Here is a 25,045-nt window from a genome sequence, read left to right as displayed (position 1 = left end):
CGAAATCCCCATAGCGCACGGCCCTGGGCCGCGGCTTCCTCCCCTGGAGGCTTTCGAACACCGGCCCTCAGCCCGGTCCGAACCCATGCGCATGGGCCGGCATCCGAAACCCTTCACAAAAGCGGACTTTGGGTCTTGGCCAAAAAGCGGACCTCGTAGCGCTAGAAGCGTTGCCAATAGCCAACCACGAGATGTCTGTCCTTCACCATCCCCCTGTCTCGCCGGAGGAAGGCACGTATCTCCCGAGCCGAGCGCTTCTCGCAGCCGACCAGGACGTAAGGGGCGCCGCACTTTGGCCAGGCAAGCGATCGGATCGCCGTTTCGAGCAGGCTCGTTGTGCCGGCCGGAGCACCGTTGCGCGGCAGCCAGTGGACATCGAGATGAGCCCTGGTGGAGATCATCTGGCATTCTTCCAGATTGGGCACTTCCAGCAGGATCGTGGCACGAGCCTTCGCCGGCAGCTCCTCGGCGATCCGTGCGATCGCCGGCAGCGCGGTTTCATCCCCGGCGAGCAGATACCAATCCGCGGCCGGCAGCTCGCCTCCCGATGGCCCGATGAGGCCGATCGGATCGCCGGCGCGGGCGGTCCTCGCCCACGTCGCCCCCGGCGAATCTCCGTGCAGGACGACGTCGATGTCGAGCTCGCTCGCCTCGCGGTCGATGCGTCGGATCGAATAGGTTCGCCGGGCGAGCTCGTCGCCTCCCACCGGCCAGATCACACGGCCATCCTCGCCGACGCGCGGCCAGACCGGCATTCTGCCTGAGGGCGGGATCAGCACGGAGACGTGCATTCCGTCGCGCTCGAAATGGGAGATGTCGTCGCAGGCCAGGGTGATACGCCGCATCGACGGCGTGATGTTCCGGGCGCGCGCGACCGAGACCGCCTTGAAGGACGGGATCTCGCGCTCAGCTGCTCCGGCGCCTGCCCAGAGAAGCGAGGGCCGATCGTCCTGCGACAGCGAGAGCAGCCGCTCAGCGAGAGCGGCCCTGAGCGCGAACAGGGCATGCTGGCTCGAGGCGTCGATGCGAATGGCGAGCGCATCTGCGCCGGCCGTCAGCGCGACACTCCCTGCCCGCGTCTCCAGGCGACAGGACGGCGCGGAGCCAACGACGGTTGAGTACTCGGCGAAGACGCTTATGAGCTTGCGAAGCATGAGTTCCGGCTCCTTCAGCGCCACATGCGCCGTCGTCGTCAGCATCGGAGCTGCAGACATCGTCACCGGTCTCCATCCCGGGCAGGTCGTCCCAGCCCGGCTGCGATCGCGCCAGCGGCGTGCGTCGAGGGCGAACGGGCGAGCAGGACAACGAAAAGCAGGCCGCCGACCAGAGTCGCGATCAGGCCGGATGGAATCTGCCAGGGGTAGGCCGCGACCCGCCCCAGCCAGTCCGCCAGCACCATGATCGTAGCCCCCAGCAAAGTGCCGGCGACGATTTGCTCGAGCGGACGCCGAAAGCCGAGCTGACGCGCAAGGTGCGGCGCAAGCAGCCCGACGAAGCTCAAGGGTCCGACGATCATCGTCGCCGTTGCGGTGGCGATGGCTGCGACGAGCAGTACCAGCATGCGCGCGGCAGATATCGGCACGCCGAGCATGCGCTCGACCGGTTCGCCGAGCGGCATGATCAGGAGCCAGCGCGCCAGCAATGGCGAAAGCACAAGCAGAGAGAATGCGGTCACGGCCGCGAATTCGGCTTCCGCGAGCGTGGTCCGGTAGGTCGAGCCGGTCATCCAGCTCAGCAGGAAGACGATCCTCGGATCTCCCTTGGTCATCAGGATCGCCAGAGCCGCCGAGGACAGCACCGAGAGCGCGATCCCTCCGAGCAGGATGTGCTCGGAGGAGAATTTGCCGGAGCGGCCGATGAGGACGAGGCAGGTCAGAGCAAGAGCGGCCCCGCCCATGGCCGCGAGCCAGGCTCCGTCGAGCCCAGGCATCAGCAGCATCAAGCCCGCGACGCCGAGACAGGCTCCCGACGAAATGCCGAGCACTTCGGGGGATGCCAGGGGGTTGGCGGTCCAGCGCTGCAGCAGCGTTCCCGCCAGTGCCAGCATTCCGCCAGCCGCAGCGGCGGCGAGGACACGTGGCAGGCGCAAGGTCACGAAAGCCGACGAAAAGCCATCCAGTCGAAAGCCGTGCCAGGCATCGCCGCCACGGCCGAGTAGCAGCGCCAGCAGACCGATCGCGAGCAGGACGGGGACGCCGGCCAACAGCAGCTTCGGCCGCGGGCCCGTCTCCAAAGACGCTTCCGCGGATGCCTGCCTCCCGGGCAAAGACGATGGCCGCAACCGCGACAGCAGAAGCAGGATGAGAGGCGCGCCGAGGGCCGCGGTGGCGACTCCCGCGGGAATCGGCTGCGCCGTCGGCAGAAGCATGACGACGGCATCTGCAAAGGTAAGCAGCAAGGCGCCGAATACCGAGGCCAGAACGAGACGATGAGCGAGCAGCCTCGCCCCGACCAACCTGGCGAGAGCCGGCGCTCCGAGACCGACGAAACCGAGGACGCCCACGCTTGCGACGACGATGGCGCTCAGCGCCGTGGCGAGGGACAGCGCGGCCCAGCGAATGGCCCCGGCCGGCATTCCCAGGGCCTGGCTGCCGTCATCGCCGAGTTCGAGCAGCGTCAGCGGGCGTAGCAGCAGGGTCGCGAGTACCGCCGCCGTCGCCAGCGCGACCGTAAAGCGCAGGGGCGTGTTCCAGCCGATCTGAGCGAGTGACCCGCTCTGCCAGATGAAGATCTCGGTGAGGTAGTCATGGTTCAGCAGGACGAACAAGGCGGCCAGCGCCCCGCACAGCAGGCTGACCAGCAGGCCAGCAATGATCATGGTCAGGGGCGACGCAGCCCCGCCCGACAGCGAGAACACGGCCAGCATCGCAAGCCCGGCTCCCAGCAGCGCAACCCATTCACGCCCGGACTCGAACAGCCAGGGTGCCCAGAGCGTCGCACCCGTCAGCGCCAGATACGCCCCGGCGGAGATGCCGAGGGTCGTCGGTTCGGCGAGCGGGTTCTGCAGGGCATGCTGGAAAAGGGTCGCAGCAAGCCCCAGGGCGGCCCCCGCCAGCAAGCCAGTCGCCATGCGCGGCAGGAGGAGCTCCCGGATCAGCAGGGTGCGATGGCCCGGGTCGCCGCCGCCAGTCCAGGCGCCGGCGAGAACCCAGAGGTTGAGGGCGATCGCCAGAAGCCCGATCGAGGCTAACGCCGGAACAAGCCAGCGGGGCCTCGTCCAATCGATCAAACCGTGCTCAACCATGACCAGCGCCGCCACCTGACATTCTGTCAGTCACGATGCCGGCGAAGCGCAGTGCTGTCGGTGCGCCGGCAAATGGCCAGACCGCCGCGATCGGGCGGACGCGTGCAGCCGCGACGGCGGGCAGCGCGCGCCAGATCGAATTCGCCCGCAGGCGCTGCAGCGCCACCTGCGTGCGGTGCCCCTGATCCATATACAGCAACCAGAAGTCAGGCAGCTCCAGGAGGCGCTCGATACCGATCGTGATGCGGCCGAAAACCGGCATCGCCCCCGTCCAGGCGTTCTCGAGGCCGAGCCGATCCAGCACGTCGCCGAGCAGGCTTCCCTTGCCGTAGATGGTGATCCGCATCCCGTCGGTGAGCAGGACCGCGAGGAGAACAGCCGGCCGCCGCGTCGCCTGCAGCCGCTTTCTGCTCTGCTCGAAGCCGTGCTCGAGCCGGCTTTCGAAGGCTGCCCCGACTTCCTCGACGCCGAACTCCCGCGCGAGCGCCCGCATCTTGGCGAGCGCGTTGCTCAAGGGCGTGCGGTTGCTTTCGAAGACGGAGAAGATCTGAACCGGAGCGATCCGCGCCAGCGTCTGGCGCAGGGCGACCTGCCAGCCCGAGACCAGGATCAGGTCGGGGCGCAACTCCAGCAGGCGTTCGAGGTTGGGCTCCTCCGGCATGCCGAGATCGGCCACCGTCGGCGGCAATGCCGGCTCCGTCGACCATTGCCGGTAGAGCCCAGTGTTTGCGACCGCCACCGGCTCGATTCCCAAAGCAAGGAGGCTCTCGGCGGCTGCCCAATCGATCGCAGCGACGCGTACCGAGCGACTCGCGGGCTGCGCGACGGCGCCGGGAGCCAGGCAGAAGCCGCCGAGCGAGCCCAGAAGGGCTCGCCGTGTCGTCATCGCGCCACCAGCGACGTAGGCCGCCGAGTGCATCGTCACCAGGTGTAGGAGAGCTTTGCCGTCACCGTCCTGCCGGCTCCGTAGAAGCAGGCGCTGGTTGCGGCGCAGGTCGTCAGATACTCCTTGTCGAAGAGATTGGTCGCATTGACCGAGACGGTCGCGCCCTTGAGCTGCGGGCTCAGCCTGGCGAGGTCATAGCGCACGGCCGCGTCGACCAGCGTGTAGGACGGCACCCGCAGCAGGTTGTCGCCGTCGCCATAGGACGAGCCGGTGTAGCGCACGCCGGCGGCAAGGCCGAGCCCGTCGAACGCCCCGTAGCGGAAGGTGTAGTCCAGCCAGAGCGAGGCCTGATGCTGCGGGACCAGTGGCTGGCGCTTGCCGAGATTGCTCGTATTGCTGCGCGTCACCTCGGTGTCGAGATAGGCATAAGAGCCGATCACGTCGAGGCCGTCGGTCAGGCTGGCCCGCGCTTCCAGTTCAAGACCGCGAACCTTCACCTCGCCGGTCTGCGTGTTGAAGTTGCCGCACGTCCCCGGATAGCGCACGCAGTTGCGGTGTTCCATGTCGGGCGTGAGCACATTGGTCTGCTTGAGCTGGAAGACAGAGGCGGTGAAGAGCCCCTTGAACCAGGTCGGCTGGTACTTGATGCCGGCTTCGTACTGCTCGCCCTCGGTCGGCTCGAACGGCACGCCGCCATAGCCGGAGCCGCTAACCGGCTGGAACGAGGTCGAGTAGCTGATGTAGGGCGCAAACCCGGAATCGAAGAGATAGGTCAACCCGACGCGGCCGGTCAGCGCCGCATCGTCGATCTTGGTGTCGCGCCGCGTCAGCCGGTTGAAGTTGTTGCCGGAGACCCAGTCCTGGCGCAGGCCGAGCGTCAGAAGGAAGCGCTCGAAGCGGATCTGGTCCTGGGCGTAGAGCCCAAGTTGCGACTGGCGCTCGGAGGAATCCGCCGCCTTCGTGCCGAGCACCGAGTAGTTGCCGTAGACCGGCGTGAAGATGTCGATCGGCGAGGAAAGTCCGCCATAGACGGTCTGGTCGAGCAGCGAACGGCGATAGTCGAGCCCGAGCAGCAGGTCGTGCTTCAGGGGGCCGGTTTCGAAGCGCGCTTCCATCTGGTTGTCGACGGTAAAGTAGCGCTGGCGCCGATCGACATCCCATTGGAAGCGGTTCAGCGAGCGGTAATTGCTCGGCAGGCCGGTCGCCGGATTGATGCTCAGTCCGATGCCGTAGATGGAATCGCCCTGCTTCACGTCCGCCTCGGCATAGCGAAGGTTCTGGCGCACCACGAGGTTCTGGTCGAACTTGTGCTCGAACAGGTAGCCGATCGCGTAGAAGTCGCGCTTGAAGCGGTCATGGTCGGGCTCGCCGACATTGGTTCCGCGCCGGATCTTGCCGAACGGGTTCTGATAGAGCGTGCCCCAGGCGGGATAGTACATGACCGAGATGCCGGCATCGTCGCGCTGGTACTGGCCGAGCACCGTCAGGCTGGTCGCGTCATTGGGCCGCCAGGTGAAGCTCGGCGCGATGAAGACGCGATCGTCCTTCGCGTAGTCGATCTGCGTGTCGCCGCCGCGCACCACGCCCGTCAGGCGGTAGAGCAAGGTCTTGTCCGCATTGGCCGGCCCCGACAGATCGAAGGCGCCCTGCAATTGCTGGAAGCTGCCATATTGCAGCTCGATCTGCCGCAGCGGCTCTGTCGTCGGCCGCTTGCTCACCATGTTGACGATGCCGCCCGGTGCATTCTGGCCGAACAGGACCGAGGACGGGCCGCGCAGCACCTCGATCCGCTCGAGCCCATAGGGCTCCGCCCGGGCGCCCTGGCCGGCAGCGCCATAGGGCAGCATCATGCCGTCCAGATAGTAGTTCGGCTCGAAGCCGCGCAGATAGATCTTGTCGCGCTCCGTTCCGGGACCGAGAACCTCGGCGATCGCTCCCGGCGTGTAGCGCACGCTCTGCTCGATATTGGTCGCGCCCTGGCGCGAGATCTGGTCCCGGGTGATCACCGACAGGGATTGCGGGATCTCGAGGATGGAGGCGTTGGTCTTGGTGCCGGTCGCGCTACGGGTGGCGACGATGCCCTGCACCGGCCCCCAGGCGTTCTCGCCATCGACGTCGATCGTATCGAGCAGCATCGAGCCTTCGGACGCCGAGCTCGAGGTGAACGCTGCCGCCGGATCGGTGATCGTGACGCTGTTGCCGCTCGTGAAGCGATGGCTGAGCCCCGTCCCGGCGAGCAGGCGGCTGAGTGCCGCCTCGGGTGGCAAGGTGCCGGACACGCCCGGGCTCTTCTTGCCGGCGACGAGGCTGGAACGGAAGAGCAGCCTGAGGCCGGCGCGGTCGGCAAATTGCGTCAGCGCGCCACCGAGATCCTGCGAAGCGATGTTGAATGCCATTGGCTGAGAGATGCCGCGCTGCGCTGCCGCGGTCTGAGCAAGGGCTGGCACTGTCAGGCCAGCAGCGAGCCCTCCAGCGAGATAAATTGCGGCCGATCCGAGGAGAACCGCCTCGATCGAACGCCTCGTCCTGAAGCCGCGCCCCCGGCTTGTCGCCCCGTCGCCCATGAATACCGCCTGTCCGTTCCTGTCGCGCATCGAGAACGTCGGCGGCGGCTTTCGATGCGCTTTGCCAAGGTCCTCGGTTTCAAGGACGAAGCGACCTCAGCGATCTTGCACCGCAAGGCGGAAGAAAAATCGAGAATCCACGTAAATAATTGTATTTGAATGATAAAATCTACACTCCAGCGCCGTGCAGCACGGTCACCAGCGGCAGGCGCAGGGCACGTACAGGCAGGGTTTCCTCGATCGTCCTCAGGATCGCCTCGGGATCACCGAGGTCGAACACCCCCGTCACCTCGAGCGTGCGCAGCCGGCTACCGGCGATGATGATCGTCCCGCTGCGATAGCGCTCGATCTCGGCGACGACACCGCCGAGCGGCCTGCGGTTGAAGATGAGCTTGCCGCGCCGCCAGGCCGTCTCGATGTCGGCGTCGACCGCCTGGGGAGTGGAAAGGCGGCCGCTCGCAGCATAGCGAACGCGCTGGTCAGCCCGCACGACGACGGCTTCGGTGGCCGATGCGGCGCCTGTCACTTCCACGACGCCTTCGAGCACCGTCACCACGGTCTCTCCGGGGCGGATGTCAATGTTGAAGGCCGTTCCCACTGCCCGCGTCCGGCCGCCACTGGCGTCCACGACGAACGGTCGCGAAGGATCGGGCCTGACGGTGAAGGTCGCCTCGCCGGCGAGCAGCCGTAGCGCACGCTTCCCTTCACCAAAATTGACGGAGAGTGCCGTACCCGCATTGAGCAGCACCGACGAGCCGTCGGGCAGCATGACGGTCCGCCGCTCGCCCGTGCCCGTGACGTGGTCGGCGAAACCGCGAAAGCTCAAGGCGCCGGACTGGCCGAGCGCCCAGCCTCCCGCGACGAGCACGCCTCCCCCCACCACCGCGCGGCGGGTCAGCTTCGCGCGCGATGCCTTGCGCTCCGATGTCCTCGCCCGAGCGCCTGCGATGCCCACGCCGTGCCAGATAGCCTCGGCTTCGCGCGCCGCCAGTTCGTGAGCGGCGCTACGGGTACGCCATTCTGCGAAGGAGGCGCGGTCCTGGTCGGTCGCACGGCCGGAATTGAGCGCGACGAGCCAGTCGATCGCCTCGTCGCTCAGGGCGACATCCGGCACTCCCTGCTGGTCGGGGGCGTTCTTCAACCGATTTTCATCCCGTGGCGGCGCTGACATTCGTGCATGCGGTGCGAGAGCACCTCACTGATCAAGACGATGCGAGATCGCAAAACATGCACTCGGTTCGGAAAAACTAGAGCAGGCCGCGGAAATGATCGCGGCAATGACGCAGCGCCTGGGCCAGGTAGCGAGCGACCATGCTCTCCGAAACGCCCAGCCGGCCCGCGATATCGCGATGAGACATGCCGTCGCAACGATTCATCAGCAGCGCTGCCCGCGGTTTGGCAGGGAGCTGCATCAGCGCCCGCGTCAGCTGGCGCAGCTGGTCGCGATCGATCGCGAAGGTTTCCGGTGACGGATAGCTGTCCGCCAGGGCTTCCAGCAGCACGTCATCGTTGATGCAGCGCGAGCTGTGCCGCTTCTCCCTCCGCGCCAGGTCGATCGCGATGTTGCCGGCCATGCGCAGAATGAAGGCCTGCCGGTCATGGATAACGCCCGACTGCGTCTTGAGACCCGCTAGCCTCAGCCAGGTTTCCTGCAGCGCATCCTCGGCGAGTTCGAGCGAACCGGTATGCCTGCGCAGCAACCCGCGCAGGACTTTCCACTGCCGGAGATAGACCGACATGAGCTCATTCTCGTCATCGAGCTTCGTGGTTGTCGTCATCACCGGGGGTAAAATGCGGGTCCTCAATCGAATGCCCGCGACGGCCCGAGGCCCGCGAGCACGTCCCCCTGATAGATCGATCAAAAAATCGATGCAATCTCAATGATTTACATTGATTCTAAGTATAGAAACTCATGCAGTGACCTTCACGCTCTACGTTTTGATTTCTCTCATCTTTTTGAGCGGAGATCCCGACTGAACCCATAGGCCGAGATGCGATGTGCCGCGTTTTCGAGAGCATTGCACCTGGGTCGAGCCGCGTCAGACCGCCGGTCGATCAAGCGACAGATGGCCTGCCAACATTTCGCCTGACATTGGCGCCGCCTACGGATTCGCGTCAGCGCCAGCAGCGGACGCAGGCTCATCTCCCGGCGCCGGACATGCTCGGAAGCAGTGACCTATACCACCAGCCAAGCTCGCTTTAACCAAGCCTCGGACCAGCCGCGCTCACCACGCAAAGCCAAAGCAGTTGATCGACAGACTGCAAAGGCACAGGTCGTGCACCCGAGGAGAGGAGATCCTTCGAGGTTCTCGCCTCCGCACGGCTACCGCTCGCGGAACATGCGTGCGGCGTGGTCGGTGAGAGGTTTGAACAGGTAGGACAGAGCGGTCCGTTCCTCGGTCGAGATGAAGACCTCGACGGGCATGCCTGGGAGCAGGCGCCGGTCACCGAGTGCGATTGCGGCATCCTCGATGTGGATCTCTCCGACATAGAAACTCTGGCCCGAAGCGGAGTCCTTGCTGGTGGCCGGCGAGATATGGACGAGCTTGCCGGAGACCTCAGGGGTGGTGTTGCGGTTGAAGGCCGAGAAGCGCATGCGTGCGCTTTGCCCGACATGGACCTGATCGATGTCGGCGGGTGCGACCCGGACCTCCACGGTCAGCTTCGCTTCCGTCGGGACAACGGTCGCCAGGCGCGCGGCAGGCGTGATCACCCCGCCAACGGTGTAGATCGTCAGTTCGTTGACGATGCCGGCGACCGGCGCGCGGATTTCCATGCGCGCAAGCCTGTCCTCGTTGGCGATCCGGCGCTCCGACAGCTCCGAGAGCTTGGCCTCCACGAGCCGCAATTCGCGCTGGGCCTCGGTTCGCGCGGTGTCGTCGATCGCGATGATCTGCAGGCGGGCATCGCCGATGCGTAGCTTGGCGCGGGCGAGCGTCGCCTCGATCTCGCCGCGCTCGCCCAGCAGCCGGGCCCATTCGCGGTTGATGTTGAAGACCTTCACCCCGTCGATGAAGCCCTTTTGGTGAAGCATCAGATACTTGTTCCGCTCGAGATCCACGAGGCGGAGTTCCTCGGCCTTGGCGACCTGGCGTGCTTCCAGGCCGCGGATTTCCTCGCCGGATTGCACGATCGAAATCTCGAGCTGTTCCTTGCGGCTGTCGCGATTGGCCTTGTTGCCGGCGAAAAGCCGGGTCTCGCCCTCGATGATGCGGCTCCCTTCATCGGAGAGTTTCGCGATCTCGGGGGAGTAGGCCATGCTCGACAGGTTATCGCGTTCGGCGAGAAGCCTCGCCTGGCGGCCGAGGTTCTCGGCGAGCTGCGAACGGATGATCGAGAGCTCGGCGCGAGTCTGGACATCGTCGAGGCGGATCAGAATCTGGCCTTCCTCGACATGGTCGCCCTGGCGCACCGAGATCGCCTGGACGATGCCGCCGTCGCGATGCTGCACCTCCTTGAGGTTCTGGTCGATCTTGACCGCCCCCTGGGTGACGACGGCGCCATTGAGCCCTGCCGACGCGGCCCAGCCGCCGAAGCCGAGCACGAGCAGGAGCGCGAGAGTCGAACCGACGAGGACATGGCCGCGCAGCTCGAAACTCGTGCGGCTTTCCGGGGCTTGCCTGCCCGCCTTCCCGGAGGCTGAGGCAAAATCGTGGTTGAAGGCGTTCATCGGCATCATCCCTTGCCGGTCATCCGGCCCGTTGCGCCTCAGACGTAGTAGAGCGTGTGGTTGCCGCAGATCTCGATCGAGAAGTCCTTGGCGTCTTCCCGATCGACATAGACGTCGACATAGGTGCGTTCGTCCTCACCGACCTTCTCGATGCGGAAGCGGAAGGGACGGTTGTCACCGTCGTCGCCATAGGCCTGGCCGAAGCGATCGGCTTCACCGTCACGGCAATCTTCATCGTTGTCATCATCATCGCGGCGCAGGCCGAGCTCGTACTGCTTGACGACGATGCGATCGCCGGCCTCGAGATCGAGGATCTGGTGCACTAGATCCTCCGTCTCGTCCTCGTCCTCCATCATGAAGACGAAGCGGTCATCGCCCTTTCCGCCCTTCAGCGAGACAGATTTCGCGCCGACGATCAGGCAGTCCTCGCCCTCGCCGCCGAGGATTGTCTCGAAATCGATCACCGTGTCGGAGCCGATCTCGATGCCGACGGCGGTGCCGCGCTTCAGATCGACGGTGACGCCCTTTTCTGTGTGGGAGAGATCGAGCGTGTCCCGCCCCTCTTCGCCGTCATAATGGTCGGCGGCCGCGTCGCTCGTCGCCACGATCCAGTCGTCGTCCGGCCCGCCCTCGACACGATCCTTGTCCGGCCCGCCATCGAGCATGTCCTTGCCGGCTTTGCCCTGCAGCAGGTCTTTGCCCTCCTCGCCGAAGATGCGGTCATTGCCATCGCTGGTGGTGATCCGGTCATTGCCCGGCCCGGCCCGGACGACGTGGTCACCTTCGCCAAGGTCCACCTGATCGCAGCCGTCGCCGGCGAGCACGGTGTTGTCGCCACCGCTGGCCGTGATGGTGTCGTCGCCTGCGCCCGCATCGATGACGTTGTCGCCGGAGCCACCATCGACGACGTCATCGCCTTCGCCAGCGTCGATGATGTCGTCTCCGTCTCCGCCGGCGATCACGTCGCGGCCGGCGCCACCGAAGATGGTATCGTTGCCGTCACCGCCATGGAGGTGGTCATTGCCGGCGCCGCCATGGATGACGTCGTTCCCCGCGCCGCCGAAGACGATGTCGTCACCAGCCCCGGCATCGATCCTGTCGTGACCGGCGCCGCCGAAGATGTGGTCGTTGCCGGCGCCGCCGACCACGATGTCGCTGCCGCCGCGTGCGTCGATCAGGTCGTCGCCGCCGAGCCCCTCGATCCGGTCCGCGCAGTCGCTGCCGAGTAGCAGGTCGTCGCCGTCAGTGCCGGTAACGTTGAGGAATTCGAGCACGCGCAGCGTCGCCGTCTGCTGCACGGAGGCCTCGCCGTCGCTGACCCAGTAGCTCAGCGTCACCGTGCCGAACCAATCGACCGGCGGCTTGAAGACCCAGCCGCCTTCGCTGGCGGTGAGCTGGCCATGGGATGCGCGCAGCCCGGCGATGGCCAGCGGGTCGGCATCGGCGTCGGTTGCGCCCGCGAGCAAGGCGAGACTGGCGATCAGGAGGGTCTGGCAGCCGCCGATATCCGCCAGCTGGATGGGGCCCGACAGGCGCGGTGCGCGATTGCGCGGCTCTTCGGAAGGCGGCGCACCATCGTCGTCACCATCGCCTGGTTTCGGCACCGGCCCCGGCACTGCTGGGCCGGCTGCGGATGAGCCTGGGGGCGTGACCGAATGAGGGCCTTCGGGAGCTGGCTCGGATGCCGTTCCAGCCGAACCCGGCACAAGCTTCATTCCGTCCCGAGGAGAGGCCGAACCGTCGCCGGTGATGGCGCTGGAGGAAAGGCCGCGTCCGCCATTGTCGTTGTTCGCCGAGAAGCCGGGGCCGGCATCGATGATCGGCGAGGGATAGCGCGATAGAGGCAGTTGATCGTAGTCGATCAGCCGGGACTCGATGTTGAGGAAGTCCGGCAGGCCGGGAACGCCGAACGCGGGTCCGCCCGATCCGATCGCCTTGTCGGCGGGAGCCTCCACCGAACCGGTCTCGTCGACCTCTTCGCCCGATGTCGGTGGCGTTTCGCCGCTCTCGGCCAGGGCCGGTTTCCCGGCGGATTCGCCGGCTCCGGCGTCCGCCTGCGCGGGGGCCGCATCGGTGCTAGCCTGTCCTGGAACGAGGCTTTTGAGATAGAGCGCCGCCGCGCTAAGCGCGAGCGCGAGAATGCGGGGCCAGCGGGAGGTCGACGGCGCATCGACTTGCAATTTGCGGTAGAGCTGCGCGGCTTCGGGAGCCTGCGGCTCCTCTGGCCGTTTCGCCTTGATCGAGATCATGCCGGGACCCTCCCTTGCAGGATGGTCGGCTGCTCACCGAAGCCGACGGCGCGCGGCATGGTCGCTACGCGTTCGGCGGCCGCAGGGTTGGGAGCACTCGCTGCTGCCCGCGGCTGGGCCGGCGGGAGGATTTTGTCGCGCGGACCGAAGGCGACGAGCCTGCCCGCCTGGATCAGGCCGATATCGTCTACCGCTTGGAGCGCGCTCGGGCGGTGGGCGACGATGACGACAATGCCGCCACGCGCCTTCACCTGCTCGATTGCGGCCGTCAGCGCCGTCTCGCCCTCGCTGTCGAGATTGGAGTTCGGCTCGTCCATGACCAGCAGGAAAGGGTTGCCGTAGAGCGCGCGGGCGAGCCCGATGCGCTGGCGTTGCCCGGCCGAAAGCGCCGTCCCCTGCGGACCGATCTGGGTGGTGTAGCCCTGCGGCAGACGCAGGATCATTTCGTGGATGCCGGCTGCCATGGCCGCCTCGACGACCTTAGCCGGGTCAACCCGCTCGGCCAGCCGGGAGATATTCTCCTCGACAGTGGCGTCGAGCAGCGCGACTTCCTGCGGCAGGTAGCCGAGATGGCGGCCGATCGACTCTTCCGGCCATTGCTCCAGCTCGGCTTCGTCGAGGCGCACTGCGCCACGCAGGACCGGCCAGATGCCGGTGATCGCCCGAACCAGTGTGGTCTTGCCGCCGCCGCTCGGGCCGATGATGCCGACGGCCCTGCCGGCCTGGATGTCGAAACTCGCCTCGCTCAACAGGACCTGGCCGCTGCCGGGCGCCGCGACGGTGATCTTGTCGACCTTCAGCGACCGGTGCGGTGCCGGCAGTTCCATCGGCTCGACCGCCTTGCTCAGCGCGGTCATGGTTTCGCGCAGGCGCTGGAAGGCCATGCGCGCGGCGACGAAAGGCTTCCAGTTGGCGATAGCCTGGTCGACCGGCGCCAGTGCGCGCGCGGAGGCGACCGAGGCGGCGATGATCGCGCCGGCCGAGAGCTCGCCCTTGATGGTGAGGTAGGCGCCGAGCCCCAGGATCGCCGATTGCAGCACCATGCGCAGCACGCGCGAGACCGCGCCGAAGGTGCCGCCGAGATCGCTGGACCGGGTCTGCAGCAGGAGATGCTCGCGATTGACCTCGTCGAAGCGCTCGACGGCCCGCGGCGCGAAGCCCATCGCCTTCAGCACCTCGGCGTTGCGGGCGTTGCTGTCGGCGATGGCGCCGCGCGCGATTGCCGCCTGCCTTGTGTCGTTGTTGATGCGGCGGACCATCACCTCGCTGAGCAGGGTCAGCAGCGTCAGCAAGACAGCGCCGGCCAGGGTCAGCCCGCCGAGCCATGGATGCAGGAAATAGACGAAGGCGAGATAGAGCGGAATCCACGGCAGGTCGAATAGCGCGCCCGGCCCTTGCCCGCTCAAGAAGCTGCGTACCGTATCGACGTCGCGGCCGCGCTCCATCGCTTCGGACGTCGAGAAGCCCAGGCGCGGCATGTCGACGGTGACGCGGTGCGCGACCGGTGCGATCTCCTGGTCGAAGCGCGCGCCGACCCGCACCAGCACCTGCGAGCGGATGACGTCGAAGCAGCCCTGGAAGAGATAGAGACCGATGGCCAGCGTCGAGAGCGCGACGAGGGTCTGGATGCTGCCGCTGGTCAGCGCCCGGTCATAGACCTGCATCATGTAGAAGGAACCGGTCAGCGCCAGCAGGTTGATCAGGCCCGAGACCGCGAACAGGAAGAACACGATTCCGCGCAGGCCGCGGGTGAGCCGGGCGGCGTCGCGCTTGCGGGCGCTGGAGAGCGTCTTGGACGGTGCCATCATTGGCCCCCGGTGAATTGCGAATGGAGAGGGATCGGGCGGGCCACCGGCCCGCCCGCCGCCGGTTCGATCAGACGATGAAGCTGTTGGCGGTCAGGTTGTGACTGCCCTTCAGGTTGATCTGGAACTCAGCGTCCGTCGCCGCATCGACGCTGCCCTTGACGATCGTGTACTCGCCGTCTGCCCTCGTCTCGTAGGTGACCGAGAGCTGGGCCGAGGCGGTGAAGCCTCCGCCATTCACCAGGGTGAAGCTCTGGTTGCCGGCCTGACCGGCATTGGCATCGATCGCGCTGAGATCGAGCCGGTCGCCGGGCTGGAAGTCGAGGATGGTGTCGCCATCCGCGCCCGCCGTGCTGAGGAAGCGGAAGGTGTCGTTGCCGGAGCCACCCTCGATCACGTTCACTGCGTTGCTGGCCGTGATCGTGTCGTTGCCCGAGCCGGTGCTGACATTCTCGATGCTCCACAGCGTGTCGCTGCCGCTCTGGCTGCTCGCCGCGCTGCCGCGCCCGAGCAGGCCATTGCCGAGATCGACGGCGAGATTGGCCGTTATGGCGGAGAAGTCGAGCGTGTCCGAGCCGGCGCCGCCATCGATCTCGTCACCGAAATAGGTGTCGTCGCCATCCCCGGCCGCGCCGATGATGAGGTCGGCCCCGGCACCGGCCACGACGGTGTCGTTGCCGGTTCCGGCGTCGATCAGGTCGTTGTCGGCGCCGCCGAAGATCCGGTCGTTGCCGGCCTCGCCATAGAGCATGTCAGCGCCGCCGCCGCCGAAGAGCTGATCGTCACCCGATCCGGCGAAGACCATGTCGCGGCCCTCGCCCGCATCGATGAAATCGGCACCGTCGCCGGCCGAGAACGCATCGGCGCCACCAAGGCCGGTCAGGGTGTCGTCGCCGCCGAGGCCGACGAGATTGTCGGCAGCGGCCGTCCCGGTCAGGACATCGGCGGCCGCGGTGCCGGTGCGCAATCCGCTGCCGGTCGCGGGATTCGGCGCCGGTGTGCCCGGACCATCATCGTCCCCGTCATCATCCCCGCCGTCACAGCCGCAGCCGTGATCGTCGTCATCATCGCCGCCGGGGTTCGGCCCTGGCGGATCATCATCGTCGTCATCCTGGTCATCTCCAGGGTAGTTCACGCCGAAATCGGGCATGCCGTGAGGCGCGACGAAGGTGAGGGAATGGCCATCGCCAGTCAGCCTGGTCAGTCCGGTCTCATCGTCGATCGTGACCGCGTAGTCGGCGATCGTCGTGCCGTCCGGCAGCTCGATCACATCCTGCGGCCGCAAGGTGCCGATAATCGTGTCGTTGCCGCCGCCGGTCTTGAACACGATGCGGTGGGCCGAGCGCAGCGACGTGATGTCGATCGTGTCGTCTCCCCCCGTGCCGAGCAGCGTGATCGTGTTCGGCCGCAGGCTGGTCGTGACCGAGAAGTCGCCATACATCTCGAAGGAATCGCCGCCGGCCGCGCCGTTGCCGCTGACGCCGGCACCGTTGACGATGATCTCCTCGATCTCGGTGAGCTCGGCGATGATCGTCTCGGCGCCACCAGCCGCCTGCCGGGTGACGACGATTTCCGCCTCGTCGCTGCCGGCGAAGCCGATGCGGGCTACCGCCTCGTCATAGGTGTAGATGCGGTAGGTTTCGGCCTGGGCATTGCCGATGATCTGGAACAGGTCGCCATTCGCGCCCTCGAGGCCGCCATTGATCGTGTCGGAGCCGTCCCCGACATACCAGATGAAGGTGTCGTCATCGGGACTGCCGGGCTGCGCATTATTGTCGCCGTCTCCGACATCGCTGCCGTTGAGGATGTCGTCGCCGGCGCCGCCGATGATCACATCCGCGCCCGGGCCACCCACGATTGTATCGGCGCCGCTGGTGCCGAACAGGATCGCCGGACCGGTCGGGATGCCGGCCGCGGCGGTCACGATGTCGAGGACAGGCCCGTCGCCGAACTGGATCCTCTCGATACTCGAGAGCGTGTCGACATCGCCGCTGGCGAGATGCGTCACGGTCGCCAGACCCGCCGCATTCAGGCCGAAAGCGTAGTCGCCGACCCGCCCGGCGAACACCGCCCTGTCGGTTCCGGTGCCGCCGTTCAGCGTATCATTGCCGGCTCCGCCATTCAGGATGTCGTCATCGGCGCCGCCATTGAGCGTGTCGTTGCCCGCATTGCCGATCAGCGTGTCGTTGCCGGCGTTGCCGGTGAGAGTGTTGTTGCCGGCATTGCCGGTCAGCTCGTTGTTCAGCGCATTGCCGACGGCGTTCAGCGCTTCGGTTCCGGTCGTGCCGACGAGAACCACATTCTCGACCTCGCCAACGACCTGGGCCACGACGGTCAGGTTGCGGCTGACATTCGTGTAGATCGTGTCGATGCCCTCGCCGGTGAGTTCCGTCACCAGATCGTTACCCTGGTGCACCCAGTAGATGTCGTTGCCGGCGCCGCCGAACATCTGGTCCGCGCCTGCGCCGCCGACAAGGATGTCGTTGCCGCCATTGCCGCGGAGTTCGTCAGCCCCGTTGAAGCCGAGCAGCAACTCGGCCTCGCTGCCGCCGATCACCGCCCCGGCGCCGCTATTGGCGGCGTTGGTGCCGGGCACGATGAGATAGCTCGCGCCACCGATCTTGGCGCGCTCGATGCTGACGAGCGTATCGGTGCCGCCAGCAGCGCTCGTCACGGTGACGCCGCCGCCCGCCAGGGCGAAGCTGTGATCGGCGACCGTTCCCTGCAAGACGACCGTGTCCGTGCCGCCGGCGCCGTTCAGCGTGTTGTTGGCGGAGTTTCCGGTGATCTCGTTGTCGAGGGCGTTGCCGATGCCGCCGATCGCGGCATTGCCGGTCAGGACGAGGTGCTCGACATCGCCATCGAGCGCATAGCCGGCAAGGGCGGTGCGGACCGTATCGATGCCGCTGGCGTCGTTGATGACGTCTCCGGCATTGTCGACGACGAATGTGTCGTCGCCCGCACCGCCGTCCATCGTGTCCGTACCGGCGCCGCCATCGATGAGGTTGGCATTGCCGTCGCCGGTAAGGGTGTCGTTGTGGGCACTGCCGATCAGGTTCTCGATGCCGATCAACCGGTCGCGACCGGCGCCGACGGTGTCCTGCTCCTCGAAACTCGCCCGCGTCGGCGTCCCCGATAGCGAGACGGTCACGGCCGCGGCGGCGGACGCGTAGGAGGCGGTGTCATTGCCGGCGCCGCCATCGATACGATCGTTGCCGGCGCCGCCTTCGAGAAGGTCGTCACCATCCTCGCCATAAAGGTTGTCGTTTCCGCCGCCGCCGAGCAGCACGTCGTTGCCGAAGCCGCCGCGCAGTTCGTCATTGCCGTCGCCGCCGTCCAGCCGGTTGGCGATGCCGTTGCCGAGCAGGGTGTCGTTGCCGCTGCCCGTCGTCACGTTCTCGACGCCGCGCAGAAAGGAGAAGCCCGTCGCCGCGCCGGAGAGCAGATTGACCGACACATTCTGGCTGGTCTGGTAAGTGAGCGTGTCGTTGCCGCCATCGAGATGGAGCTCGGCCGCTTCGACATTGGCGACGGTGGTGCTGCCATTGACCGAGCTGATGATCCCGGCTGCGAGGGCGACCGTCACCGTGTCGTCGGCGCCAAACACGCCCTCGACGATCCTCAGCGTGTCGGAACCGTCCCCGCCATCGATGGTGTCGGCGCCTTCGCCATTGCCATGGATGATGGTGTCGTTGCCGATGCCGCCATTGACCGTGTCACCGCCGGCGCCGCCATTGAGGGTATCGTTGCCCGCATCGCCGGAAAGGGTGTCCGCTCCAGCGCCCCCGAGCAGGATGTCGTTGCCTGCCCCGCCACTGATCTGGTTGGCGCCGGTACCGCCGAGGACGATGTCGTCGCCGGCATTGGTGCCGCCCTGGGCATCGCCGCCGCCGGCCGCATTGATCACCGCGGCGTTGGAGACGATGTGGTTGCCGACGATTTCGGTCACCGCCGAGATGACCTGCTCGGCATTGCCGCCATCATCGGTGTAGTCGATGCGCATGCGCAGACGCATGCCGACCAGTTCGGGACCAGGCACGAAGGTCCGCGCATCGCCACCATCCGCGGCCGGCACGCTGGTCCAGGTGATGCCGTCGGCGGAATACTCCCACTGATAGACCAGCAGGTTCTCCTCGAAGGCATCGGTGATGCCGTCCGGGTCGCTGAAGGCGGCGGTTGCCGTGAGCGGCTGGCCTTCGGTCGGCGTCATGTCGCTGATCAGGACTGCGCCGGTCGGGTCGCCGTCGACATTGCCGACCGGATCGGTCGGCTGGGAGGTCACGACCTCCAGCACGCCGCCGCCATCGGTGTAGGTGCCCAGCACGCGGATTCGTAGGCCGACATGCTCTTCGCTCGGCGTGAAGCTGTTGCCGGACGCGTTGGGAATGTTGATGTAGTCGCCGGTGCCGTCGTTCCGCTCGATCTGCCAGCGATAGATGATCGCGCCGCTCGGCACGGTGCCGTCGGGATTGTTGGCGTCGCGAATCGCGGAGGCATCGACCGTCAGCGGCTCGCCTTCCGTCGCCGGGAGGCCGGAGATGGTCAGGCGCCCCGTCGGATCGTGGTTGCCGGTCTGGCGGATCGTGTAGATTCCGTCGGCGAAGAGGATGCGCTCGATGCCGACAAGCGTATCGACGCCTTCGTCGATCTGCGGATCGACCTCTTCCATCTCACGCCGGGCGACGAGCGTCTTGTCGCCGACATGGGTGATTTCGTACCAGTCCCGGTTGCCCGCGAAGATTGCGGTATCGGTATCGTTGCTCGGGTTCTCGTCGTATTTGATCTCGCGGACGATATGCAGCTGATTGGGCCTGATCACCCGTGATAGCAGCAGTTCGCTCAGCGACTTGTCGTGCCATGCGGCGGGGATCGGCTCGCCGGCGCTGTCGACCTCGCCGGCGGTGAACACGTGCTTGAGCGTGTCGACGGTCGCGATTTCGTTGGCGGCCGTGTTCTCCTGGCCGTTCCCGGTGATGCGGATGCGGACATTGAGCCAGGCGTCGCCATGGATGAAGTCGTTGCCGCCGCGGCCTTCCAGAAGGTCGCCGCCATCGCCGCCGATCAGCACGTTCCCGCCGGTCCAGGCGGTCACCTTCTCGAGATCCTCGTCGGGACTCGCCGGCGTGTACTCGGCCAGATCCAGCATTTCGCGCAGACCGTCGATGCGGTTGACGCCCGCCTGGCTCAGCTCATGGTTGACCATGCTGAGTTCGAGTTCGATCTCCTCGTCACTGCCGCGATCGTCGCCGCGGATGATGTCGTTATGGTCCCAGCCCGAAATCGCTTCGGTCTGGTCGAAGCGGTCACGCAGGATGTCCGCGGCGACCGTGGTGAAGAACGGGATGCGCATATCGGCATCCGCGGCGATACGGCTGCCCTTGTAGATCGCCCAGTCGAAGCCGAACATGCCCTCGTTGCGCATGACGCTTTCGCCCTGGACCATGATGTCGTCGCCGGATTCGGCGTCGAAATCGTTCTCGTTCTCGCCGGCGATCAGCACGTCGTGGCCGAGAATGGTCGAGTTGAAGAACAACTCGGAATTGTCGCCGTTGAGGACGTCGAAGCCGTCGCCGCCCTCCATCCAGTCATCGCCCTCGTTGCCGAGCAGGAAGTCGTGGTCGAGGCCGCCGAGCATGAAGTCGTCGCCCTCGCCGCCAAAAACCTCCGTGGCATCGACGCCGACCAGGAAGACGTCCTTGCCGTCGCCGCCCATCAGCACGTCGAGGCCGTTGGAATTGGCGATGATATCATCGCCATCCTCGCCCTTGAGGAAGTCGCCGGTGTCGCCGGTATCGGTGATGATGTCGTCGCCGGCTCCGGCCACGACGAGATCGACGCCGTGACCGGCCTCGATGCGGTCGTCGCCCGCGCCACCCCAGATGCCGTCGTCGCCGTCGCCGCCGATGATCGTATCGGCCCCGGACGTGCCGCCCAGGACCATGTGCTCGCCGCCGGTAAAGCGCAGATAATTCGAATCCGCTCCCGCTGTGCTGGGATCGTCGCGCTGCACTTTGGCGCGGATCGCGTTCATGAAGGGGTCGTCGCCCTCAGGGTCGAGCGCGATCTGCTTGGCGATGTCGACTTCGAGCACGCCGTCATAGCGCGCGAAGGAGTCGACGCCGATGTGATGGGTGATGATGTCGTCCGCGGTTCCGCGGATGCCGTCCGCGCCGGGCTGGGTGAGATCGGTGTTGGCCATGATGAGCTTCGAGAACGCATTGTTCTCGAGCTCGTTGAGCAGGTTGAGCCCCTGGGTACGGGACAGGTAGTAGAACCGGTCTCCTTCCTGCAGGTTCTCCATCTGCAGTTCGAACACGGCGTTGAAAGTCGAGCCGAGCATGCCGCCGAACGGCATGAGCTTCTCGGCGAGACCGCCGATCCAGAGATCGACGTCGTTGAGGCCGCTGGACGCCGCGCTCCAGGCGCCGACCCCGTTGAGGAAATCGAGCCGGTCGGCCGGAACCGTGGTGGCGGTGCCCGTAGCGACGCCGAAGACGATCGCCATGGCCGCGTCACGCTTCTCGGCCAGCGTGTCTGCGTTGAGGATCGTCTCATGCCGGCCATAGGCCGCGATGAAATTGATGATCGAGGCCGGCGTCTTCAGGTTGGCGCCGAAATCGGCCCAGCTGTCATAGGGCTTGAGCCAGGTCGAATTGCTCGCGGCGTAAAGCTGCGCCCGCGCCTCGTTCAGTGAAGGCACACCCGCATCGCGTCCGCGGGCGATGTTGATGGCCGGAAGGTCCAGCGGCAGGCCGAGCAGGTTGTTGCGCAGCGACTCGACCACGAACTCGTCGATGGCGCTGCCGCGGACATAGGTCATGCCGCGCACGATCGCGCCCGCCGCCTGCTCGGCCGAGATCGCACCGTTCTGATCGTACATGATCGGATTGAGGAACGCATCAATCAGCCCGACATCGACGCCCGCCCAGCCATTGGCATTGGCGAGGGGGTTGCCGTTGGCATCGACCGGCTGCCCGCTCGCATTCAGCGGGAGCAGCTTTAGGTGCTCGGTCAGCATCGAGTGGCCGAAGCGGTACACCGTATGGGCGAATTCGGCGAAGATGGCCGGGTTCACGTCGGTGGTCGTGTTGAAGACGAAAACGTCGATGTTCGGCTGGACCTTGCGGCCGAACTCTTCGAAGACGAGGTGCTGATACTGCATCTCGGTCGCGAAGCGCGCCGTCTGAAACAGGCGCTCGCCGTCCCAGGACAGGGTGCTGAGGTCGGCAGGAAGCGCTGCGACGTCCACCAGCAGCCATTCGTTCAGGAAGGCGATGTCTTCCGCCCGGCCGCTCGCTGCGATCTCAAGCACTTGCTTCTTGACGTCCTCGACCTGCCGGTTGTGCTCGGAATGGAAGACGTGGTGGACGGCGGTCAGGCCGATATTCTCGTTGCCGCGCCCGTCGCCGGTGATGAAGTGCCGGTCGAGCAACTCGTTGTCATAGGCAGGGTTCAGGTCAGGATTGTTCGGGATCGGATTGCCGAGCGGATCGGTCTCGGTGTTGATGTCGGGCTGCAGGATCGCCGGCTGGCCGTTGACCGTGCCGACCGGATTGGCGTTGTGGGCGATGTCGTCGAGGAACTGGTGCGAGGTGCGGACAGGGCCGAGACCGCCATTGATGCTGGCGAGCACGACCGGGTTGCCCGGCGAGGCGCTGACGGTCAGGTCGTCGGCCGTGTTCGGGATCAGATCCGGACCGATATTGTAGACGACCTGCGGGAACCCGTCCGGCCCGCGGATGAACTCGCCATAGGGGTCGGTGCGCAGCAGCGGCACGCCGAGGACGTCGATGTCGCTCAGCACGATGCCGAGCTTCTCCAGCGCCTGCGTTTTGACGTCCCCCCAGGTGGCAAGGCCGCCATTGGCGCCGTCGAGCAGATGGCCTGTCGCCACGGGCTTGCCGTCGACCATTTGATACTCGCGCAGGAACACCTGGTGCGAGGGATGCGAGGTGTAGGTCTGGTTCTGGTCGACGAAGGGCGTGGTCTTGTTCCGCGCCTCCTGGGTGATGACGTCGTCGGGCGTGCCGAGAATGCCGTCGGCGCCCGGCTCCTTCACCGGGGTGAGGCGCGTGATCGCCATGAAGGCGCGGCTCGCCGGCACCTCGTCGCCGCTGCCCGCGATCCCATCGGGCCCATGGGTCCTGAGCGGGTCGTCAGCGGCGAGCGGCACCCAGACGGTGCCGTTGTCGCCCTTGTGGATGAGGTCGAGCCCGTGGTCGAAGAACTGGCCGAAGAAGGTCATCCAACCGTTGAACGGCGCCGACAAGCCTTCATCGGGCGCGACGTTTGGTACGACCAGGTTGTCGCCGTCCATCTCGATGCCGTAGTCGGCGAGCAGCGTGTTGTGCAGCGTGGTCTTGAGCGGCTCGATGGCGCCGGCCACCGCCGCCTTCTTTTCCGCAGCCGTCGCATTCGCGGGAAGCCCTCCGAGCGCGGTTGCGGTGGCAGTTGCGGCGTCGGTCAGATAGGTCTGGTAGAGGGCCTTAATCACGGTTAGGGCGCCCGGCACCGTTGGCGTGTCGAGCAGCGCCCCGTCATATTCGGCGAAGCGAAGCGCCGCCACGATCGCTGCGGGGTTGTTCAGGGTCTGGTTGACGACGAGATTGCTGATGGTGCGGGGATCGCTGTCGACCACATGGCCGGGCGCCTCGTAGTCGGTGTTCGTAACGCTACCACCCGGAGCGGGCCCGTTGATGTCGATGCCGGTCTCGTCGTTCTCGTTCGACCAGCGCGGGTCGAACATCCTCGGCATGGGTTGATCTGAGGCGCCCCAGGTCTCGCGGCCCGGTATCAGGTTGTTGTAGGTGCCATCGACCGTCCGCAGTCCATAGGGCAGGTGCGGCTGGTCGATCAGTTGCGTCAACGGCGTCCCCGCAACATGGGCCTCAGCGATCTTGATCTGCTTGAGGATGAATTCCAGGTCATGCTGATTGAGTTTGACAGCCATTTTCCTCTCCCCAAGACTCCTGAGCGACCAGGGCGTCGCTCGGCACCGTTTCAGATCGACGTATTGTGCCGACCGCGTTGGGGCGTTGTCAGTGTGAGGAAGTCAGGCAATCTTCGTGACGTTGGTCGAATTCGATTTCGGGACTTTCGGCACCCTCGATAGCGGACCTAATGTCTTATGAGCTGGCGAGATCGGTATAGCCTATCGACGCAGTTTCTTGCCGCTGCGGCCGTTGTTCTTTGCGTTTCGATGGCTGTGCTGGGGACATGGGTCACCCATAGGATCACCCGCAGCGTGCTGGCGACGTCCGGCCAGGGCGGATCCGACTTGATGGTCAGCTTTCTCGAGGCGGAAGTGCAGAACCTTCTGCCCGACGGCACCATGCCCATCGAAACGCAGCAGCGTCTGGACCGCCTGTTTGGGGGCGAAACCGTCGCGAAGCGGATCGTCTCGGTGAAGATATGGCGACCGGACGCCACCGTGATCTACACAAACATGGCGAAGAATATCATCGGGCAGCACTTCGTCTCGACGGACGTCGCCAAGGCGGCGAGCGGCCAGATCGTCGCCGAGTTCAAGGACATGATCAGCGCAGAAAGCGCATACGAGCAGAGTCTCGGCAAGGCTCTGATCGAAATATACTCGCCGCTCTACAAGACAGGGACAAAATCTGTCATCGCGGTCGGCGAGATCTATGAAGATGCGAGCGACCTCGATGCTCAGCTGCGATCCAGCCGGAGAGAGACCTGGATCGTCGTTTGCTTGACGACCTTGCTGATGCTCGCATTCCTCTATCTGATCGTTCGACGCGGCAGCTTCACGATCGCGGTGCAGCGCGCCGAGTTGAGAGAGCGCATCGCCGATGCGCAGCATATGGCCTCCCAGAACGAGCGGCTCCGGCTCGAAGCGAACGAGGCCAACGAGGAACTGCTCGGGCGCATCGGCTCCGACATCCATGACGGGCCGATCCAGGCCCTGACGTTGACGCGTCTCCGGATCGACGAAATCGCGGAGATCTGGAGCGACAAGCGGGGGAGCATGGGCTCGGTCTCGCTATATCTCGATGAGGCCAGATCTGCGCTGGGCGATTCCATCGACGAGTTGCGGCATCTCTCGACCGGCCTCGTCTTGCCGGAGCTCGACGAGTTGTCGCCGCGTGAACTGGTCGAACTGGCGCGCGATAGGCACGAGGGCGCGACGGCGACTCGGGTCGAGCTCGATTTCGGAGAACTTCCCCAGACCTTGCCGTCAGCCATGAAGATCTGCGTCTATCGGATCATCCAGGAATCGCTGACGAACGCGTTTCGGCATGCCGGCGGCGTCGGCCAACAGGTATCAGCGACCGTGCGGGACAACGCCCTCGATCTGCGGATCAGCGATCAGGGCGCACAAGCGACCGTGCAGCCGGGAGGGCTGACGTCCCATACCAAGCTCGGCCATCGCGGCATTCGCAACCGTGTTCAGGCCTTCGGAGGAACACTGCGCATCGTCAGGACGGAGAAGGGGACCGAGGTGTGCGTGCTCCTCCCGCTCGACCAAGGCGGGGCGTGAGCCTGATGCGGCCACTCGAGATCCGTGACCACGCTGATGTTCGGCCGCGCAATTAGCATTTCGTCATCTCGCGGAGGCAGGGAAAGGTGGCGCTATGTCTCGTTTAGCATATCGAGAAGCAGACAG

11 protein-coding genes are annotated in these 25,045 nt (G+C 65.9%); 1 reads left to right on the top strand and 10 read right to left on the bottom strand.

The genetic code is table 11. The features are described from left to right. Window positions 1–161: 161 nt before the first annotated feature. From RKE40_RS11350 to RKE40_RS11305, 10 genes are all read right to left on the bottom strand, one after another. Window positions 162–1,214 (bottom strand): DUF2218 domain-containing protein, encoded by a 1,053-nt coding sequence (locus RKE40_RS11350; RefSeq protein WP_316018350.1) that lies wholly within the window; start codon window positions 1,212–1,214, stop codon window positions 162–164. Window positions 1,215–1,216: 2 nt separating this feature from the next. Then, window positions 1,217–3,244: a Fe(3+)-hydroxamate ABC transporter permease FhuB gene (fhuB, locus tag RKE40_RS11345; RefSeq protein WP_316018349.1), complete on the bottom strand. Its 2,028-nt coding sequence runs from the start codon at window positions 3,242–3,244 to the stop codon at window positions 1,217–1,219. Continuing rightward, window positions 3,237–4,130: an ABC transporter substrate-binding protein gene (locus RKE40_RS11340; RefSeq protein WP_316018348.1), complete on the bottom strand. Its 894-nt coding sequence runs from the start codon at window positions 4,128–4,130 to the stop codon at window positions 3,237–3,239. The genes fhuB and RKE40_RS11340 overlap by 8 nt, the downstream gene beginning before the upstream one ends. Before the next feature lie 35 nt (window positions 4,131–4,165). Further along, the gene (locus RKE40_RS11335) at window positions 4,166–6,526 is read right to left on the bottom strand and encodes a TonB-dependent siderophore receptor (RefSeq protein ID WP_316018347.1); all 2,361 of its coding nucleotides are present in this window, start codon (window positions 6,524–6,526) and stop codon (window positions 4,166–4,168) included. A 337-nt stretch (window positions 6,527–6,863) separates the two neighbouring features. After that, window positions 6,864–7,835, bottom strand: a complete 972-nt coding sequence (locus RKE40_RS11330) for a FecR family protein (protein WP_316018346.1) — start codon at window positions 7,833–7,835, stop codon at window positions 6,864–6,866. A 106-nt stretch (window positions 7,836–7,941) separates the two neighbouring features. After that, complete coding sequence (locus RKE40_RS11325; protein ID WP_316018345.1) at window positions 7,942–8,499, bottom strand: RNA polymerase sigma factor; 558 nt, start codon at window positions 8,497–8,499, stop codon at window positions 7,942–7,944. Between the two features lie 518 nt (window positions 8,500–9,017). Next, window positions 9,018–10,364: an HlyD family type I secretion periplasmic adaptor subunit gene (locus RKE40_RS11320; protein WP_316018344.1), complete on the bottom strand. Its 1,347-nt coding sequence runs from the start codon at window positions 10,362–10,364 to the stop codon at window positions 9,018–9,020. A 38-nt stretch (window positions 10,365–10,402) separates the two neighbouring features. Next, on the bottom strand, window positions 10,403–12,613 hold the full coding sequence (locus RKE40_RS11315) for a calcium-binding protein (protein WP_316018343.1): 2,211 nt from the start codon (window positions 12,611–12,613) through the stop codon (window positions 10,403–10,405). Further along, window positions 12,610–14,418 carry a type I secretion system permease/ATPase gene (locus RKE40_RS11310; RefSeq protein WP_316018342.1) on the bottom strand — a complete coding sequence of 603 codons (1,809 nt, stop codon included), beginning with the start codon at window positions 14,416–14,418 and terminating at the stop codon, window positions 12,610–12,612. The genes RKE40_RS11315 and RKE40_RS11310 overlap by 4 nt, the downstream gene beginning before the upstream one ends. 70 nt (window positions 14,419–14,488) lie before the next feature. Then, the gene (locus tag RKE40_RS11305) at window positions 14,489–23,368 is read right to left on the bottom strand and encodes a peroxidase family protein (protein ID WP_316018341.1); all 8,880 of its coding nucleotides are present in this window, start codon (window positions 23,366–23,368) and stop codon (window positions 14,489–14,491) included. 294 nt (window positions 23,369–23,662) lie between these two features. On the opposite strand from RKE40_RS11305, the gene RKE40_RS11300 reads away from it, so the two are divergent. Beyond that, window positions 23,663–24,919 carry a sensor histidine kinase gene (locus RKE40_RS11300; protein WP_316018340.1) on the top strand — a complete coding sequence of 419 codons (1,257 nt, stop codon included), beginning with the start codon at window positions 23,663–23,665 and terminating at the stop codon, window positions 24,917–24,919. Window positions 24,920–25,045 lie beyond the last annotated feature (126 nt).

This window comes from Allobosea rubneri, assembly GCF_032464875.1.
In the GTDB taxonomy this organism is placed as follows: domain Bacteria; phylum Pseudomonadota; class Alphaproteobacteria; order Rhizobiales; family Beijerinckiaceae; genus Allobosea; species Allobosea rubneri.
Note: the sequence above shows the minus strand (reverse complement) of the source record. Positions and strands in the feature narration are given on the sequence as shown.

Bases quoted from the DNA above. Each gene is read 5' to 3' on its own strand.
- RKE40_RS11305 (WP_316018341.1), bottom strand. From the start codon at position 23,368: ATGGCTGTCAAACTCAATCAGCATGACCTGGAATTCATCCTCAAGCAG.
- RKE40_RS11320 (WP_316018344.1), bottom strand. From the start codon at position 10,364: ATGAACGCCTTCAACCACGATTTTGCCTCAGCCTCCGGGAAGGCGGGC.
- RKE40_RS11340 (WP_316018348.1), bottom strand. From the start codon at position 4,130: ATGACGACACGGCGAGCCCTTCTGGGCTCGCTCGGCGGCTTCTGCCTG.
- RKE40_RS11315 (WP_316018343.1), bottom strand. From the start codon at position 12,613: ATGATCTCGATCAAGGCGAAACGGCCAGAGGAGCCGCAGGCTCCCGAA.
- RKE40_RS11350 (WP_316018350.1), bottom strand. From the start codon at position 1,214: ATGTCTGCAGCTCCGATGCTGACGACGACGGCGCATGTGGCGCTGAAG.
- fhuB (WP_316018349.1), bottom strand. From the start codon at position 3,244: ATGGTTGAGCACGGTTTGATCGATTGGACGAGGCCCCGCTGGCTTGTT.
- RKE40_RS11310 (WP_316018342.1), bottom strand. From the start codon at position 14,418: ATGGCACCGTCCAAGACGCTCTCCAGCGCCCGCAAGCGCGACGCCGCC.
- RKE40_RS11335 (WP_316018347.1), bottom strand. From the start codon at position 6,526: ATGGCATTCAACATCGCTTCGCAGGATCTCGGTGGCGCGCTGACGCAA.